The organism is Embleya sp. NPDC059237, from assembly GCF_042754105.1.
In the GTDB taxonomy this organism is placed as follows: domain Bacteria; phylum Actinomycetota; class Actinomycetes; order Streptomycetales; family Streptomycetaceae; genus Embleya.
This window is the reverse complement of the sequence record NZ_JBHZAE010000025.1, coordinates 141,782-157,823: the sequence shown is the minus strand read 5'-3', so window position 1 is coordinate 157,823 and position 16,042 is coordinate 141,782. Positions and strand designations below refer to the sequence as shown.

Annotated in this window: 18 protein-coding genes; 3 read left to right on the top strand and 15 right to left on the bottom strand. The window is 72.7% G+C overall.

Annotated elements, in window-relative coordinates; all coding sequences use genetic code 11:
• Window positions 1–685: 685 nt before the first annotated feature.
• The 12 genes from ACFXKZ_RS47280 to hisD all read right to left on the bottom strand — a co-directional run bounded on the left by ACFXKZ_RS47280 (window position 686) and on the right by hisD (window position 10,461).
• Entirely contained in the window at window positions 686–1,597 is a 912-nt protein-coding gene (locus ACFXKZ_RS47280; RefSeq protein ID WP_380012818.1) for a septum formation family protein, read from the bottom strand.
• Window positions 1,598–1,632: 35 nt separating this feature from the next.
• Window positions 1,633–2,460: a septum formation family protein gene (locus ACFXKZ_RS47275; protein WP_380012815.1), complete on the bottom strand. Its 828-nt coding sequence runs from the start codon at window positions 2,458–2,460 to the stop codon at window positions 1,633–1,635.
• A gap of 106 nt (window positions 2,461–2,566) precedes the next feature.
• A complete protein-coding gene (locus ACFXKZ_RS47270; protein WP_380012812.1) occupies window positions 2,567–3,805 on the bottom strand; it encodes an MFS transporter in 1,239 nt (412 codons plus the stop codon).
• 70 nt (window positions 3,806–3,875) lie between these two features.
• On the bottom strand, window positions 3,876–4,442 hold the full coding sequence (locus ACFXKZ_RS47265; protein WP_380012809.1) for a helix-turn-helix domain-containing protein: 567 nt from the start codon (window positions 4,440–4,442) through the stop codon (window positions 3,876–3,878).
• A gap of 119 nt (window positions 4,443–4,561) precedes the next feature.
• Entirely contained in the window at window positions 4,562–5,323 is a 762-nt protein-coding gene (gene hisF, locus ACFXKZ_RS47260; protein ID WP_078977617.1) for an imidazole glycerol phosphate synthase subunit HisF, read from the bottom strand.
• A complete protein-coding gene (locus ACFXKZ_RS47255; protein WP_380012806.1) occupies window positions 5,320–5,751 on the bottom strand; it encodes a RidA family protein in 432 nt (143 codons plus the stop codon). The genes hisF and ACFXKZ_RS47255 overlap by 4 nt, the downstream gene beginning before the upstream one ends.
• On the bottom strand, window positions 5,748–6,482 hold the full coding sequence (gene priA, locus ACFXKZ_RS47250) for a bifunctional 1-(5-phosphoribosyl)-5-((5-phosphoribosylamino)methylideneamino)imidazole-4-carboxamide isomerase/phosphoribosylanthranilate isomerase PriA (RefSeq protein WP_380012803.1): 735 nt from the start codon (window positions 6,480–6,482) through the stop codon (window positions 5,748–5,750). Before priA ends, ACFXKZ_RS47255 begins: the two co-directional genes overlap by 4 nt.
• A 101-nt stretch (window positions 6,483–6,583) precedes the next feature.
• The gene (hisH, locus tag ACFXKZ_RS47245; protein WP_380012800.1) at window positions 6,584–7,222 is read right to left on the bottom strand and encodes an imidazole glycerol phosphate synthase subunit HisH; all 639 of its coding nucleotides are present in this window, start codon (window positions 7,220–7,222) and stop codon (window positions 6,584–6,586) included.
• Window positions 7,223–7,226: 4 nt separating this feature from the next.
• Window positions 7,227–7,382 carry a hypothetical protein gene (locus tag ACFXKZ_RS47240; protein ID WP_380012797.1) on the bottom strand — a complete coding sequence of 52 codons (156 nt, stop codon included), beginning with the start codon at window positions 7,380–7,382 and terminating at the stop codon, window positions 7,227–7,229.
• On the bottom strand, window positions 7,379–7,975 hold the full coding sequence (hisB, locus tag ACFXKZ_RS47235) for an imidazoleglycerol-phosphate dehydratase HisB (protein ID WP_380012794.1): 597 nt from the start codon (window positions 7,973–7,975) through the stop codon (window positions 7,379–7,381). Before hisB ends, ACFXKZ_RS47240 begins: the two co-directional genes overlap by 4 nt.
• Before the next feature lie 21 nt (window positions 7,976–7,996).
• Window positions 7,997–9,109 (bottom strand): histidinol-phosphate transaminase, encoded by a 1,113-nt coding sequence (locus ACFXKZ_RS47230; RefSeq protein ID WP_380012791.1) that lies wholly within the window; start codon window positions 9,107–9,109, stop codon window positions 7,997–7,999.
• Entirely contained in the window at window positions 9,106–10,461 is a 1,356-nt protein-coding gene (gene hisD, locus ACFXKZ_RS47225) for a histidinol dehydrogenase (RefSeq protein ID WP_380012788.1), read from the bottom strand. Before hisD ends, ACFXKZ_RS47230 begins: the two co-directional genes overlap by 4 nt.
• A gap of 108 nt (window positions 10,462–10,569) precedes the next feature.
• Here hisD and ACFXKZ_RS47220 point away from each other — a divergent pair, with 108 nt between their 5' ends.
• The 3 genes from ACFXKZ_RS47220 to ybaK all read left to right on the top strand — a co-directional run bounded on the left by ACFXKZ_RS47220 (window position 10,570) and on the right by ybaK (window position 13,350).
• Entirely contained in the window at window positions 10,570–12,060 is a 1,491-nt protein-coding gene (locus ACFXKZ_RS47220; RefSeq protein WP_380012785.1) for an oxidoreductase, read from the top strand.
• Window positions 12,061–12,099: 39 nt separating this feature from the next.
• Window positions 12,100–12,786: an LON peptidase substrate-binding domain-containing protein gene (locus ACFXKZ_RS47215; protein ID WP_380012782.1), complete on the top strand. Its 687-nt coding sequence runs from the start codon at window positions 12,100–12,102 to the stop codon at window positions 12,784–12,786.
• 66 nt (window positions 12,787–12,852) lie between these two features.
• Entirely contained in the window at window positions 12,853–13,350 is a 498-nt protein-coding gene (gene ybaK / locus ACFXKZ_RS47210; RefSeq protein WP_380012779.1) for a Cys-tRNA(Pro) deacylase, read from the top strand.
• Between the two features lie 66 nt (window positions 13,351–13,416).
• On the opposite strand, the gene ACFXKZ_RS47205 is transcribed toward ybaK, so the two are convergent.
• From ACFXKZ_RS47205 to ACFXKZ_RS47195, 3 genes are all read right to left on the bottom strand, one after another.
• Complete coding sequence (locus ACFXKZ_RS47205) at window positions 13,417–14,127, bottom strand: hypothetical protein (protein WP_380012776.1); 711 nt, start codon at window positions 14,125–14,127, stop codon at window positions 13,417–13,419.
• Between the two features lie 80 nt (window positions 14,128–14,207).
• Window positions 14,208–15,029: an ABC transporter permease gene (locus tag ACFXKZ_RS47200; RefSeq protein WP_380012773.1), complete on the bottom strand. Its 822-nt coding sequence runs from the start codon at window positions 15,027–15,029 to the stop codon at window positions 14,208–14,210.
• On the bottom strand, window positions 15,026–15,976 hold the full coding sequence (locus ACFXKZ_RS47195; protein ID WP_380012836.1) for an ABC transporter ATP-binding protein: 951 nt from the start codon (window positions 15,974–15,976) through the stop codon (window positions 15,026–15,028). Before ACFXKZ_RS47195 ends, ACFXKZ_RS47200 begins: the two co-directional genes overlap by 4 nt.
• Window positions 15,977–16,042 lie beyond the last annotated feature (66 nt).

Below are 16,042 nucleotides of genomic sequence, written 5' to 3'. Positions count from 1 at the left end.
GGCCACAACCATGATCAAGTCTCGGGAAGAGACGGCGACGCGGACAATGAACAGCTACCGAGCCCGCCCTCCGGCGGGTTTCCCCGGACGGTAGGCGTCGTCCGCTTTCGTAGCCTTCGGCCGGCGAATACCGCAGGGTTCGAATACGTGCCTGGTACCAGCTATGCATCACGCACCCCCGGAGGCCCGCCGGCACAGCCGTCCTCAAACGCCGCACAGGCCGGATTTTCGGCCGCGTTCGGCAACGAAGGTCACCCACAGGCCGACCACCACGCACCCGACTCACACGGAAACCGGCCTCCGGCCCGGTTGTCCTCAAACGCCGGACAGGCTGGGATTCCGGCCACGTTCGGCAACGAACGTCGCCGACGGCCAGACATCACGCACCCCGCTCACGTGGAGGCCGGCCTCGGGCCGGGTCGCCCTCGAACGCCGGATGAACCGTAGACCACCCGACCCGTCCAACACCCGCGCCCAACCGCAACCTCCAAGCCCGCACAAGCCCACCTTCAGCCCGGCCGGCGCATGAGGCCAAGCAGCCCGGCCGGCGCATGAGGCCAAACAGCCCGGCCGGCGCATGAGGCCAAACAGCCCGGCCGGCGCATGAGGCCAACCGGGCCGGAGGCCGGCCACCGTGCATCGCGGCCGGCATCGTGCGCGCCCCGCATCGTGCGCGGCCGAAAGGCTATTGCAGGGGTGCCGTCAGCTTCTTGGTCTCGTCCGAGTAGGACACCAGGCACTGGACCTCACGATCGCCGGAGGCCCAGCCCGATTCCTTCGGATAGATGTAGAGCCAGGTCAACTGCGCGGCGTCGGGCTGACGGTTGATCACAGGTTCGGTGATCGGCTTGCACACCTCCGACGCCTTGGTGTCCATCGCCCCGTCGCCGGGCCACGCGCCGTCCGGCAGCGCGACGTTCTCGATGTGCTGCCCGTCGTGCGGCGTGGTGCACCCGACCTTGTTCACGTCGGTGCTGCCGGCCGCGAACGAGATGCAGTCGCCCGGACTGAGCGGGACCTTGCGGACCGCGACGCTGCCGTTGGGGTTGGTCGCCGGCGGCGAGCCGGCGGCTTCCGTGGCCGGCGCCCCGCTCGTGGGCGGCTCGCTCGTGGGCGGCTCGGGCGAGTCCGTGGGCGACGCGGTCTCGCTCGACCGCGCGCTCGTGGGCCGGGTCGCACTCGTCGTCGGGCCGGCCTTGTCGCTTTTGCCGTCGTCGCCCAGGCTCACCACCAGGGCGATCACGCCGCCGGCGATCACCAACGCGACGACCACCACGATCGCCACCACCCGACCGCTGCGACCGCCGCCGGGCGGCCCCGCGGGCGGCCCGGTGGGCGGGCCGTAGGGCGGACCTCCGCCGTACGGCGGGCCGCCGCCTCCGTAGGGCGGGCCCGCGCGATAGGGCGGGCCGCCGATCGTCGGACCGTCATAGGGCGGGGACGGAGGCGGGTTCGCGGGCGGGGGTCCCGCCGGGCCGCCCGGATAACCACCGCCGGAGCCGCCGCCGTATCCTCCCCCGCCGTAGTTGCCGTAGCCCCCGGCGCCCGGGTTGCCACCGCCCTGGTCACCGCCTGGGTATCCGCCGGGACTGCTCATCACGTCGATCCCTCCCCCAAGGGCCGAGCGCTCGGTCAGCGCAGGGGCTTGGTGAGTGTCTGCCCCGACTTGTACTTCGCGATGCAGGTCACCTTGCGCCGACCGATGTCCCAGCCCGGCTGCTTCGGGAAGGTGTAGGTGAAGGTGAACTGCGAGGCGTCGGAGCGCCCGCTCACCGCCGAGGTCAGCGCCGGGGTGCACTTGGTCTCGGTCTGGTCGGTGATCGCCGACTCGCCCGGGTAGGTGCTGCCGGTCAGTTCGTAGGTCATGATGACCTCGCCGTTGTGCGTGCTGGTGCACGTCTTCTTGTCGATGGTGCCCGAGGTGGTGTCCAGGGTCACGCAGTCGCCCTTGGACAGGTCGACGTACTGCACCTCGGAGGGCATGGTCGGGTCCGTGCCGCCGGACGCGGTGGTGCGCGGCGCGGTCGGGCGGCTGGTGGTCGGGCGGGTCGTGGGCGGCGCGCTCTGCGTGGCGCTCGGCGAGGACACGGCCGAGGTGGTCGGAGCGGGCGTGGGCGACGCCGACTTCTTCTTGTCGTCCCCGCCCAGGACCACCACGAGGGTGGCGATGATCCCGCCGACCACGACGATCGCGGCGATCACCACGGCGATCAACGGCCCCTTGCCGGAGCCGCCCTGGTTGGGACCCGGCGGCATGCCGCCGCCATAGCCCCCGCCGCCGCCGTAGTTGCCGGGATACTGCGGTCCGCCGCCGCCGTACGGGTTCTGCGGCGGCGGGTACTGCTGTCCGCCCTGGGGGTATTGCTGCCCGGGGTACGGCTGGTTGCTCGGATAACCCTGGCCTGGCTGCTGCCCGTATCCGGGGTAGCCACCCTGTCCGGGTGATGGCGGCATCGTCATGTGCCTAGCCTGCCCGATCGGGTGAACCTCGCGCTCGACCGGGCCCAACTACTTGACTTCGAGTCAGATGATCGTTGTGCGACCGGAATCCTTCCGTGACCCGAAGTCAGGCCCGACGCCGAAAGGGTCCGCTGCCCAGTGCCACCAGGATGCCCGCGAGCATCGCCGCACCGCCGCCGGCGAACACGGCCGAGGGCCCGAACTCCGTGGCGACCAGGCCGCCGACGGGGTACAGCAGCGGGATCAGGCCGACCGCGAACATCATCTGCAACGCGGTCACCCGGCCCAGCGCACTCGGCGCGCATGTGGTCTGCACCAGCGCGCTCCCGGCCCCGCCCACCACGCCGGTGCCCACACCCAGGACCGCCGCGCAGGCCACCGCGACGCCGACCCCGGGCGCGTAACCGAGGCCGACCAGACCGCCGGCCATCACCAGCATCCCCACCGGCAGCACGAACACCGGTCGCGGCACCCGCCCGGCAACGGTCAGCCCCAACGCGCCGATCGCCGCACCGATCCCCCACCCGCCCAGCACCGCGCCCATCCCGCCCGGCCCCCAGCCCGCGTCGTCGGCGAGCAGCACGATGCCGACGTTCATCGGGATGGTGAAGCCCAGCTCCATCAGCGCGACCGTGATCAGGAGCGGGCGCAAGAACTCGTGCCCGAACACGTGGCGCAGCCCGGCCCGCAGGCCCAATTCCGGCTCCCCGGTGCCCGGTTCCGGCTCGGGCGCGGGCCCCGGGCGCAGCCGCCACAGCAGCGCGAGGGAGAGCCCGAACAGGGCCGCGTTGAGCGTGAAGGCGAGTTCGGCGTCGCCCCAGGCGAGCACCGCGCCGCCGATCGGCGCGGACACCACGGTGGCCACCCGCTGCGACAACGAGCGCATGCCCTGGACCCGGACCAGTTGCGAGCGGTCGGTCAGCCGCACCGGCAGCGCCCCGACGGCGGGCATGAACAGCGCGTCCACCGCGCCGAACACCAGCGCGATCGTGATCAGCAGCCAGATCGTCGGACTGCTCGCCGCCACCGCGAACGCCGCGATCATCATCACCACGCAGCGCACCAGGTCGCTGCCGATCAGCACGCGGCGCGGCCCGTACCGGTCGGCGATCGCCCCGCCGGGCAACATCAGCAGTGCCCGGGGCAACGATCCGGCGGCCAGCACCAGGCCGGTCTGCGTGCCGTCGCCGCCGCGTACCGCCGTCCAGGACAGCGCCAGAAACCAGATCTGGTCGCCGATCAGCGACGCGGTGAAGGCGCCGAGCCAGGCCAGCACGCGCGGGTCGCGGTGCGCGGGTCGGGGCGTCGTGGTCGCGACTCCGGTCGCGGTGTTGCGTACGGCCATGATGCTCCCCGTTCCGGTACTCGATGGGGCGGCGGCGGACGGCGAGGGCGGCGGGCACGGCGCCCGGCGCTCACATGCGGTACGGGAAACCTCGGATGTAGACCTCGACATGCTCCGCGCCCGGGGTCTGCCGGTCCCGGTATCGGGCCACCAACTCCTGCAGTTCCTCGCCCAGTTCGCGCAGGTCGTCGGCGGTCAGCCGGAGCGTCGGCGCACCGCTGAAAGCAGCGCCCGCCCATTCCGGGCCCCACGACTCGACCTCGTCCAGGAACCGGCGGTAGCGGTCCTCGGACTGCGAGCCGAGCACCCGCACGATGCCGGTGGACAGGTCCCGGCCGACCCGGTCCTCGGCGAAGTCGCCGAGCGAGAAGGTCAGGTCCTCGACCACCTTCCACCAGCGCTCGCGCCCGTCCTCGGCGTGCTCGGGGTCCTCGACCACGAAGCCGTGCGCGGCCAGCGTGCGCACGTGGTAGCTGACCAGGGCCGGGGTCGCGTCGACCCGCTTGGCCAGCATCGACGCGGTGGCCGGGCCGCCGGCGTGCAGCATCCGCAGCAGCGAGATCCGCAGCGGGTGGGTGAACACCTTGAGGGTCTGTACGTCCTTGATCATCCGTCGGGGCGGAGGCTGCTCGCTCATCACCCCACGATAGATGTGAAAGAGTTCTTTCGCAATAAATCTTTCGCAATAAAAATTGCACATTCGGTCACGAAAAAGCCGACCGCACCCGCGGTCGGCTCCCTCGCCCGGTTCGCGGCTCAGCGCACCGGCTGCCCCGCCTCCCGCAATACGTCCTTGACCTGCGGAATCCGCAACATGCCGAAGTGGAACACGCTGGCCGCGAGCACCGCGTCGGCGCCCGCCTCCACGGCCGGGACGAAGTCACCCAGGGCGCCCGCGCCACCGGAGGCGATCACCGGGATGCCCACCTCGGCCCGGACCAGGCGGATCAACTCCAGGTCGTAGCCGTCCTTGGTGCCGTCGGCGTCCATCGAGTTGAGCAGAATCTCGCCCGCGCCCAACCCGGCCGCCCGCGCCGCCCAGGCGACCGCGTCGATGCCGGTCCCGGTGCGCCCGCCGTGCGTGGTCACCTCGAAGCCCGGCGCGCCGTCGCGGCGCCGCCGCGCGTCCACCGAGAGCACCAGCACCTGGGAGCCGAAGCGGTCGGCGATCTCGGCGATCAACTCCGGCCGCGCGATCGCCGCGGTGTTCACGCCCACCTTGTCCGCGCCGGCCCGCAGCAGCCGGTCCACGTCCTCGACCGCGCGCACCCCGCCGCCGACGGTGAGCGGGATGAACACCTGCTCGGCGGTGCGCCGGACCACGTCGTACGTCGTCTCGCGATTGCCCGAGGAGGCGGTGATGTCGAGGAAGACCAACTCGTCCGCGCCCTCGGCGTCGTACACCCGGGCCATCTCGACCGGATCGCCCGCGTCCCGCAGGTTCTCGAAGTTGACACCCTTGACCACCCGGCCGGCGTCCACGTCCAGACACGGGATCACCCGTACGGCCAACGTCACGACGCCCTCCCCCGGTACGCGTCCACCTCGACCTCGACGAGCATCCGCGAGTCGATCAGCCCGGCCACCACGACCATCGTGGCGGCCGGTCGCACCTCGCCGAACAGTTCGCCGTGCGCACGCCCGACGTCGTCCGAGTCGCGCGAGTGGGTGATGTACATCCGGGTGCGCACCACGTCCGCCGCGTCGAGCCCGAAGTGCGCGAGCGCGTCCAGCGCGATCCGGAAGGCGGCGAGCGTCTGGTGGTGCGGATCGCCCTCGTGGGCCAGATTGCCCTCGACGATCGCGGTACAGCCCGACACGTGCACGTAGTCGCCGACGGCGACCGCGCGCGAGTAGCCGAACGTCTCCTCCCACGGGCCGCCGGACGAGTACCGCTCGATGCCGGCCGAGCTACCGGACCCGGCCGAATTGTCGCTTCCCGTCACCGGGACACCGCCTCCAACGCCTCTTCGAGGGTGAACGCCTGGGCGTACAGCGCCTTGCCGACGATCGAGCCTTCCACACCCAGCGGCACCAGTTCGGCGATGGCGCGCAGATCCGCCAGCGAGGACACCCCGCCCGAGGCCACCACCGGGCGGTCGGTGGCCGCGCAGACGTCGCGCAGCAGTTGCAGGTTCGGGCCCGCGAGGGTGCCGTCCTTGTTCACGTCGGTGACCACGTAGCGGGCGCAGCCGTCGGCGTCCAACCGGGCCAGCGTCTCGAACAGCTCGCCCCCCTCGCGGGTCCAGCCGCGCCCGGCCAGCGTGGTGCCGCGCACGTCCAGGCCCACCGCGATCCGGTCGCCGTGCCGGGCGATCGCGGAGCGCACCCAGTCCGGCGTCTCCAGCGCGGCGGTGCCCAGGTTCACCCGGCGGCAGCCGGTGCCGAGCGCGGCCTCCAGGGAGGCGTCGTCGCGGATGCCGCCGGACAGCTCGACCTTGACGTCGAGCTTGCCGACCACCTCGGCGAGCAGTTCGCGGTTGCTGCCCTTGCCGAACGCGGCGTCCAGGTCGACCAGGTGGATCCACTCGGCGCCGGCGCTCTGCCAGGCCAAGGCGGCGGCCAGCGGGTCGCCGTAGGGGGTCTCCGACCCGGCCTCGCCCTTGACCAGGCGGACGGCCTGGCCGTCGGCGACGTCGACGGCGGGCAGCAGTTCGAGGCGGTGGGTCTCGGTCATGACGCTTGGGATCCTCAGCAGTTCGGTCGGAAGTTCGGGCGGGGTGCGGTCGGGGCGATCGGGGGCGATCGCGGTGCGGCGCGGCACGCGCGCCGCACGGGCTACAGCGTCTCGAGCCAGTTGCGCAGCAAGTGCGCGCCGGCCTCGCCGGACTTCTCCGGGTGGAACTGGGTGGCGCTGAGCGCGCCGTTCTCCACGGCGGCCACGAACGGCGTGCCGTGCGTGCTCCAGGTGACGCCGGGCGGGATGTGCGGGCCGTCCTGGACCACCGGCATCTCCCACGTGCGCACCGCGTAGGAGTGCACGAAGTAGTAGCGCGTGTCGGGCGCGGCGTCGCGGAAGAGCACACTGTCCGCGGGCGGCTCGACGGTGTTCCAGCCCATGTGCGGCACCACGGGGGCGGCCAGCCGCTCGACCGTGCCCGGCCACTGGGCGCAGCCCTCGGTGGCCACCCCGTGCTCGACGCCGCGCGTGAACAGGATCTGCATGCCGACGCAGATGCCGAGCACCGGCCGGCCGCCGGCGAGGCGCTTGTCCACGATGGTGTCGCCGCGGACCGCGCGCAGGCCCTCCATGCACGCCGCGAACGCGCCGACGCCGGGCACGAGCAGCCCGTCGGCGTTCAGCGCGGCGTGCTGGTCCGCGCTGATCTCGACGTCGGCGCCGGCGTGCGCGAGCGCCCGCTCGGCCGAACGCACGTTCCCGAATCCGTAGTCGAGGACGATGACCTTCTTGGGCACGCGCCTATCCGATCTTCAGGACGCCGGCCGCGATCGAGAAGAACGCGCCGATGGCGAGCAGGGCGATCACACTCTTGGGCAGGCCCTGCTTGACGAACGAGATGCACCCGCCGACCAGGAAGAGCCCGAACACGATCAGGACCATCGCGCCGGTGCTCACAGCGCGCCCTTCGTCGAGGGGATCACGCCGGCCCGGCGCGGGTCGAGCACGCACGCGTCCGACAGCGCCCGGGCGAGCGCCTTGAACTGCGCCTCGACGATGTGGTGCGCGTTGCGCCCGTACGGCACGTGTACGTGCAGGCAGATCTGCGCCTGGGCGACGAACGACTCCAGGATGTGCCGGGTCAGCGTGGTGTCGTAGTCGGGGCCGATCATCGGCGCCATGTGCTCCGGCTCGGAGTGCACCAGGTACGGCCGGCCGGACAGGTCCACGGTGACCTGGGCCAGCGCCTCGTCCAGCGGCACGGAGGCGTCCGCGAAGCGGCGGATGCCCTTCTTGTCGCCGAGGGCCTGGCGGAACGCGGCGCCGAGCGCGAGGGCGGTGTCCTCGATCGTGTGGTGCGCGTCGATGTGCAGGTCGCCCCGGGTCTTGACGGTCAGGTCGAACAGGCCGTGCTTGCCGAGCTGGTCGAGCATGTGGTCGAAGAAGCCGACGCCGGTGGCGACGTCGACCTTCCCTGAGCCGTCCAGGTCGATTTCGACCTCGACGGAGGTTTCCTTCGTGGCGCGTTCGACGCGACCGGTTCTTGCCATGGCGGTGATTTCGACTTTCTCTCAGTCCTTCGGACGCGCGCTTTTGAGAACGTGCCGCATCGCGTCCAGGAAGGCCGTGTTCTCGGCGTCCGTGCCGGCGGTCACCCGCAGCATGCCCGGGACCCCGTTGTCGCGGACCAGCACCCCGTGTTCGAGGATCCGCGCCCAGATCGCGTGCGGGTCCTCGAATCGGCCGAACTGCACGAAGTTGGCGTCGGAGTCGGTCACCTCGCACCCGAGCGCGCGCAGTTCCTCGACCAGCCGGTCGCGCTGTTCCTTGAGTTCGCGCACATAGCCCAGCAGGGTGTCCTCGAACTCCAGGCAGGCCAGCGCGGTGGCCTGGTTGACCGCGGAGAGGTGGTACGGCAGGCGGACCAGTTGCACCGCGTCCACCACCGCGGCGTCCGCCGCGAGGTAGCCGAGCCGCAGGCCCGCCGCGCCGAACGCCTTGGACATGGTCCGACTCACCACCAGGTGCGGCCGGCCCTCCAGCAGCGGCAGCAGCGACGCGGTGTGCGCGAACTCGACGTACGCCTCGTCGACGATCACCAGCGACGGCCGGGCGGCCTGCGCGGCGTCGTACACCCGCTCGACCACGTCGCCGGCGAGCGCGGTGCCGGTGGGGTTGTTCGGCGAGCACAGGAACACCACGTTCGGGCGGTGTTCGGCGATCTGCGCCAGCGCCTCGTCGAGGTCGATCGTGTAGTCGGCGCCGCGCGCGCCGGAGATCCACCCGGTGCCGGTGCCGCGCGCGATCAGCGCGTGCATCGAGTAGGACGGGTCGAAACCCAGCGCCGTGCGCCCGGGGCCGCCGAACGCCTGGAGCAGCTGTTGCAGCACCTCGTTGGAGCCGTTGGCCGCCCAGACCCGCTCCGGGCCCAGCGGGTAGCCGCCGGTCCGGGACAGGTAGTCGGCCAGCGCGGTGCGCAGTTCGACCGCGTCCCGGTCCGGATAGCGGTTCAGGTCGCGGGCCGCGGCGGCGACCCGCTCGGCGATCCGGGCCACCAGCGCGGCCGGCAGCGGGTACGGGTTCTCGTTCGTGTTGAGCCGCACCGGGACATCCAACTGCGGGGCGCCGTACGGCGATTGCCCGCGCAGCTCGGCGCGGATCGGCAGCCGGTCCAGGTCGCTCACGCGCCCTCCTCCCACGCCGCGAGGCCGGACAGCTCGCCGGTCGCGAAGCGGGCCCGCACGGCCGCGCCGTGCGCGGGCAGGTCCTCCGCGTCGGCCAGCACGCTGACGTGCTCGGCGACGTCGGCGAGCGCCGCGCGCGAGTAGTCCACGACGTGGATCCCGCGCAGGAAGGACTGCACGGACAGGCCCGAGGAGTGGCAGGCGCAGCCGCCGGTGGGCAGCACGTGGTTGGACCCGGCGCAGTAGTCGCCGAGCGATACGGGGGCGAACGCGCCGACGAAGATCGCGCCGGCGTTGCGCACCCGGGCGGCGACCGCGCCCGCGTCGGCGGTCTGGATCTCCAGGTGCTCGGCGGCGTAGGCGTCCACCACGGCGAGGCCGTCGTCGACCGAGTCCACCAGCACGATCCCGGACTGCCGGCCGGCCAGCGCCTCGGTGACCCGCTCGCGGTGCCGGGTGGCGTCCACCCGCACCTTCAACTCCTCCACGACCGCGTCGGCCAGCGCCTCGGAGTCGGTGACCAGGATCGACGCGGCCAGCGTGTCGTGCTCGGCCTGGCTGATCAGGTCGGCCGCGACGTGCCCGGCGTCGGCGGTGTCGTCGGCGAGCACCGCGATCTCGGTCGGCCCGGCCTCGGCGTCGATCCCGATCCGGCCCTTGAGCAGCCGCTTGGCGGCGGCGACCCAGATGTTGCCGGGACCGGTGACCAGGTGCACCGGCGCGCACGAGCCCGCGCCGTACGCGAACATCGCGATCGCCTGGGCCCCGCCCACGGCGTAGACCTCGTCCACGCCGAGCAGCGCGCACGCGGCCAGGATGGTCGGGTGCGGCAGCCCACCGAACCCGGCCTGCGGCGGCGAGGCGACCGCCATCGAGGCGACGCCGGCCTCCTGGGCGGGGACCACGTTCATCACCACGGACGACGGGTAGACGGCGTTGCCGCCCGGTACGTAAAGCCCGACCCGCTCGACCGGCACCCACCGCTCGGTGACCGTGCCGCCGGGCACGACCTGCACGGCGACGTCCTGCCGGCGCTGCTCGCGGTGCACCGCGCGGGCCCGGCGGATCGACTCCTCCAGGGCCGCGCGCACCTTGGGCGCGAGCGTGTCCAGGGCCGCGGCGATCGCCTCGGCGGGCACCCGAATGTCGGTCAGTCGCACACCGTCGAAGCGCTCGGTGATCTCGATCAGCGCCTCGACGCCGCGATGCCTGACGTCCTCACAGAGGGGGCGGACCTTCTCCAGGGCCGCCTCGACGTCGAGTTCGGCTCGGGGCAACACGTCGCGCAGTGCGGCGGGGCTGTCCAGGACAGCCCGCGAGGCGGGACCGCGCAGGTCGATACGGGAGATCACCTGCCCCAGTGTAGAGACGGCGCCGAACCGTACGTCCTCGTGTGTCGGACAGTGAGACGCGCGATCATGGGTGGGACGCAGCAGCCTTCCAGTGTCGGGGGACCACGGATGAGCACACCGCCGGGGCATCTGAGTGCGACCGAGATCCGCCTGTGGGAGGCGTATCGGCGCGGCGAGCGGCTGGATCTGGGCACGGGCGTGCCGGCGGACGACGATCCGCGCACGGGCGCGACGTGGGGGCCGGACCGCACGATCCGGGCCCAAGTGCTCGCCCGGCTGCTGCTCCAGCCGCCGGAGGCCGAGCCCGGTCACACCACCGCACTGCGGCTGAGCGGCGCCCGGGTGGTGGGCGACCTGGAATTGGGCGGCGCGCGGCTCGACGTCTACGTCTCGGTGATCGGCTGCCGCTTCGAGGGCCCGATCGTGTTGAACGTGGCGAGCACGCGGACGCTGAATCTGCTCGACTGCGTGCTGACCGAGATCCAGGGCCGCAACATGCGGGTGGACGGCGACCTCTCGCTGTGCCGCTGCGAGGTGGCGGGCGGTCTGCGGATCCTGGACTCGCGTGTGGACAACGACCTGCGGATCGACGACTGCGTGGTCGGTCCGGACCGGCGCGGGGTGGCGTTGATGGCCAACGGCCTGCATGTGGGCGCGGACTCGTCGATGGACCGCAGCGTCTTCCGCGGGCAGGTGAGCCTGTACGGCGGCCGGTTCGGCGGGCGGGTCACGCTGTACGGGGCGAGTGTCGAGCGCCCGGGGGAGTCGGCGATGGATCTCGGGCGGATCACGGTGGAGCACTCGCTGCACCTGAGCGCGGGCTTCGCCGCGACCGGCTCGATCCGGCTCAACGACGCGCGCCTGGGTGGCGGACTGGTGCTCGGGCGGGCGGTGATCTGCGCGAATCCCGGCGAGGAGTTGACCATGTCGCGGGTGGTCGCGCAAGACCTGCACATGAAGCCGGTCCGGCCGCCGCGCGGACGGATCGTCCTCACCGACGCGACCTTCGGCACGCTCACCGACGGACCGGGCTCCTGGCCCGCGCGCGGCGACCTGGTGCTGGCCGGCACGCGGTACACGACACTGCGCGCCGAGCCTGCGCTGACCGTGCGACAGCGGGTGGACTGGGTGGAGCGGGGCACCGCCGAGTACACCCCCCAGCCCTACGACCAGCTCGCCGCCGCCTACCGCGCGGCGGGCGAGGACGAGCAGGCCCGGACCGTGTTGCTGGCCAAGCAGCGCCGGCGGCGCGCCGGGTTGGGCCCGGCGGGCCGGCTCTGGGGCCATGTGCAGGACGTGGCGATCGGCTACGGCTACCGGCCGGCGCGCGCCGTCGGCTGGCTGGTCACGCTGGTGGCGATCGGCACGGCGGTGTTCGCGGCCGATCCGCCGGCCCCGTTGAAGGCGGACGAGGCGCCGCACTGGAACCCGTTCTGGTACACCCTCGACCTGCTCCTGCCGGTGGTGACGCTCGGTCAGGACGGCGCGTGGAAGCCGACCGGGCTCGGCCAGTGGCTCGCCTACTCGCTGATCCTGCTCGGTTGGATCCTCGCCGGGGCCGCGGCGGCGGGCGCGACGCGGGTGCTCAATCGTGGGTGAGATCAATGATCGGCGCGCTCCGGCGGTCAGGGCCTACTCTTGGTCACCGTGACCGACCGGCTTCCGCTCTTCCCGCTCAACTCGGTGCTCTATCCGGGTCTGGTGCTGCCCCTGCACATCTTCGAGGAGCGATACCGCGCGCTGGTCCGGGATCTGGAGGCGCTGCCCCAGGCGGAGCAGCGCTTCGGCGTGGTGGCGCTGCGCACCGGGCGTGAGGTCGGCGACATCCAGGGCGATCCGCTCGCGGTGCTGCACCCGGTGGGCTGCACGGCGGAGATCGCCACGATCAAGACGCACGAGGACGGCCGCTACGACCTGGTGGCCACGGGTGCGACCCGGTTCGAGCTGGTCTCGGTGGACGACTCGGGGCCGTATCTGTACGCCGAGGTCGAATACCTGGCCGATCCGCCCGGCGAGCGGGCCGACGTTCTCGGGCTGGCCGCGACCCGGGCTTTCGCCGAGTATCAGCGTCGGCTGCTCACCGCCCAGCAGCGCACCCCGATGAGCCTGCCGGAGCTGCCCGACGACCCGGTCGTGTTGTCCTACCTGGTGGCCGCCGCGGTGGTGCTCGACCCGCACGACAAGCAGCGGCTTCTGGAGGCGGAGGACGCGACCGTCCGGCTGACCGCCGAGGTGGAACTGCTGCGCCGCGAGGCGGCGCTGCTCGACCACCTGCCGTCGTTGCCGGCGATCGAGTTGTTGCGGCAGAACATCGAACCCAACTGACACGGACCGGCCGGGGCGGCCCCGATCGCCTCGGGTCCGACCGACCCGACCGAAGGGCGCGCCGGCATGGCGAAGGGCAGGACCAAGGGCGGACAGGGCACCCCGGCGACGGTGGCGCTGACCCGCGAGGGCGTGGCGTTCACGACGCACGCGTACACCCACGACCCGGACGCGGCCTCGTACGGCGAGGAGGCCGCGACGGTGCTCGGTGTGCCGGCCGCGCGGGTGTTCAAGACGCTGCTCGCGGACGTGGACGGCGCGCTCACCGTCGCGGTGGTCCCGGTGGCGGGCAGGCTCGACCTCAAGGCGCTGGCCGCCGCGGTCGGCGGCAAACGCGCGGCGATGGCCGACCCGGCGGCGGCCGAGCGGGCCACGGGCTACGTGCTCGGCGGGATCAGCCCCCTCGGCCAAAAGCGCCGGCACCCCACCGTGGTGGACGCCTCGGTGCTCGCGCTGGAGACGGTGTACGTGTCGGCCGGCCGCCGGGGCCTGGAGATCGAGCTGGCCCCGGCGGACCTGATCCGGCTCACGGGCGCGGTGACGGCTCCGGTGGGGCGGGTCTAGGGCCTTTGCCCCGCAGGGGTCGGCCTTTGCCCCGCAGGGGTCGGCCGCGTGGACTGCCCCGCGGGGTCAGCTCTCGTCGGACCCGTGCTTGGTGAGGTCGACCGGGGCGGACACGGTCGAACCCGGGAACGGGCCGGGCTCGTGGTCGCGGCCCGGGCCCTGGGGCGCCCACGGCCACGGCCCCTGGAACGTCTCGCGGCGCTCGGCGGGGGCGAATCCCGCGGACAGGCCGAGGAAGATCACCATCGACGCGATCGGCCACAGCAGCAACACGCCCTTGGCCTTCAGGTCCAGCTCCTGGTCGAAGCGCTTGCCCAGGCCGACCCGACGCACCTCGTCGGCGATCCCGTCCGGCCCGAGCGCCACGCCGACCTTGAAGGCCAGATACGCGCCGGCGATCCCGCCGACGGTGAGCCCGAGCGCGGTCGCCACGCCCTGTCGGCGAAAGCGCCAGAACGCGAGCGGCGCGAGCACGATGCCGGCCACCACGCCGCACACCGCGAACCAGCCGTCCAGGGCGATCGAGGTCTCGGTCTCGGGCGAGACCTGGAAAACGCCCTCCTTGGTGGCCATCAGCGGCACCCTGGGGGTGATCTGCTCCCAGACCACGCCCACGATCGCGCCCACCACCAGGCAGGTCGCGACCACCGCGGCGAACGCGAGCACGTCGGTGCGGTAGCGCCGCCACAACGAGGGAGGCGCGTCGTACCCGGGCGCGAAGCCCACGTGCGCGCCCTCGGGCGACGGGTAGGGGTCGATATCCCCGGCAGACGTCATCTGGTCAGCGTCCCATGTACGGCTCGAGCCCGCGGGTCGGCCCCGCGCGGCGATGTGTCCGGTGGTCGAAGGGGCGTCGGCTACGCCCGGGTACTGCGCCGGAAGGCCCAGGTGGCCAGCGAGAGCATCACCACGCCGACCCCCGCGCAGACCGCCAGGTTGCCGGCCACCACCGCCCAGTTCGGGTCGCCATAGCTCGCGATGAACGCGTCCACCCCGTAGGAGGACGGCAGCACATCCCGGGCGAGCACGATCACCTCGGGCATCCGGTCCTCCGGCAGCACGCCGAGCAGCAGCGCCGCCGACATGCCCAACTGGCCGAGGAGCGTGGCCAGTTCCGGGCGCGGGGCGAGCAGCCCGAAGACCGCGCCGATGCCCGCGAGGGCCGCACCGGACAGCGGTACGACCAGCAGCAGCACCCACAGGTTGGCCAGCGGCAACTGGAACATCAGCGCGCCGATCACCGCGGTGGCCACCGTGCCGGGCAGCGTGAAGGACGCGTACGCGGCGGCGATGCCGAGCACCACGGCGGCCGGGCGCACCGGCAGCGTCAGGTAGTAGTCGAGCGCGTTGGCCGCGCGCAGGTTACCGAAGTGCTGGGCGAGCAGGTTGAGCGCGACGAAGGCGACCACGAGCACACTGGACCCGGCCACCACCGCCTCGCGGGCGCTGTCGCTGCCGGTGTCCACCACGCCGCGCATCAGGATCATGATGCCCACCGACTGGAACACCGCGACGAACAGCAGCGGCACCCGGGAGACCCGCACCCGGGACAACTGCGCGCGGTAGACGGTCAGCAGCCCGGCGCCGAGCGGCGTGCCCGCCGCCGGGGCGACCGGTTCAACCGGACGCGGCGGCGCGGTCTCGATGCTCGCTGCACTCACTGGGGTCGACACCCTCATCCCTTGACCAGTCCCTGGTGGCGGCCGCCGAGCGCGAGGTAGACGTCCTCCAGGCTCGGCGTGGACAGCGTGAAGTCGTCGAGCGCCTCGAACGCGGGCCCGGAGGTGACACCGGCGAGCAGCTCGCGGGCCATTCCCGGTTCCATCCGGGTGCTCCAGCGTCGGCCCGTGCGCACCGCGCTGCGCGCGAGCATACCGACGGCCGGGTCGTCCATCGGTGGGTCGGCCCGCCAGACCAGGTCGAGCCGGACCTCGTCGCCGACCATGGCCTTCAGACCCCCGGGGGTGTCGCACGCGATCACCCGGCCCTCGTCGAGCACCGCGACCCGGTCGAGCACGGTCTCCGCCTCGATCACGTTGTGGGTGACCAGGAGCACGGTGGCGCCGCTGTCGGCCCGGCGGCGATCCACTGCGGCCCACACCGCGCGGCGCGCGACCGGGTCCATGCCGGTGGTCGGCTCGTCCAGGACCAGCACGGGCCGATCGCCCACCAGTGCGGTGGCCACGCAGGCCAGTCGGCGCTGGCCGCCGGAGAGTTTCTTCAGCGGGCGGTCCGCGATCGGGCCGAGTTCGAGTTCGTCGAGCACCGCGTCGCGCTCGACCCGGGCCCGATGGGCGTCGAGCGCGCGCAGCCGGGCGGTGGTCTCGATCGCGAGGGCGACGGTCAACTCGTCCAGAGCGCCGGACTCCTGGCCGAGGTAGGCGACGAGTCGGGCGGCCACGTCGGGGCGGCGCACCAGGTCGTGGCCGAGCAGGTCGATGCTGCCGGAGTCGGGCCGGAGCAGGCCGGTGAGCTGGCGGACCAGGGTGGACTTGCCCGCGCCGTTGGGCCCGAGCAGGCCGAAGATCTCGCCCCGGCGCACGTCCAGGTCGATCGTGTCGTTGGCGGTGACCACGTGCCGATCGCGCCGGCGCCCGGTGCGATAGGTCCGGGTCAGGCCGCGCACCGTGAAGCACGGGTCGGCGTTCGCGCGCTCGCCGGGAATGGTCACGCTCCGCTCGTCCGTTCCGGG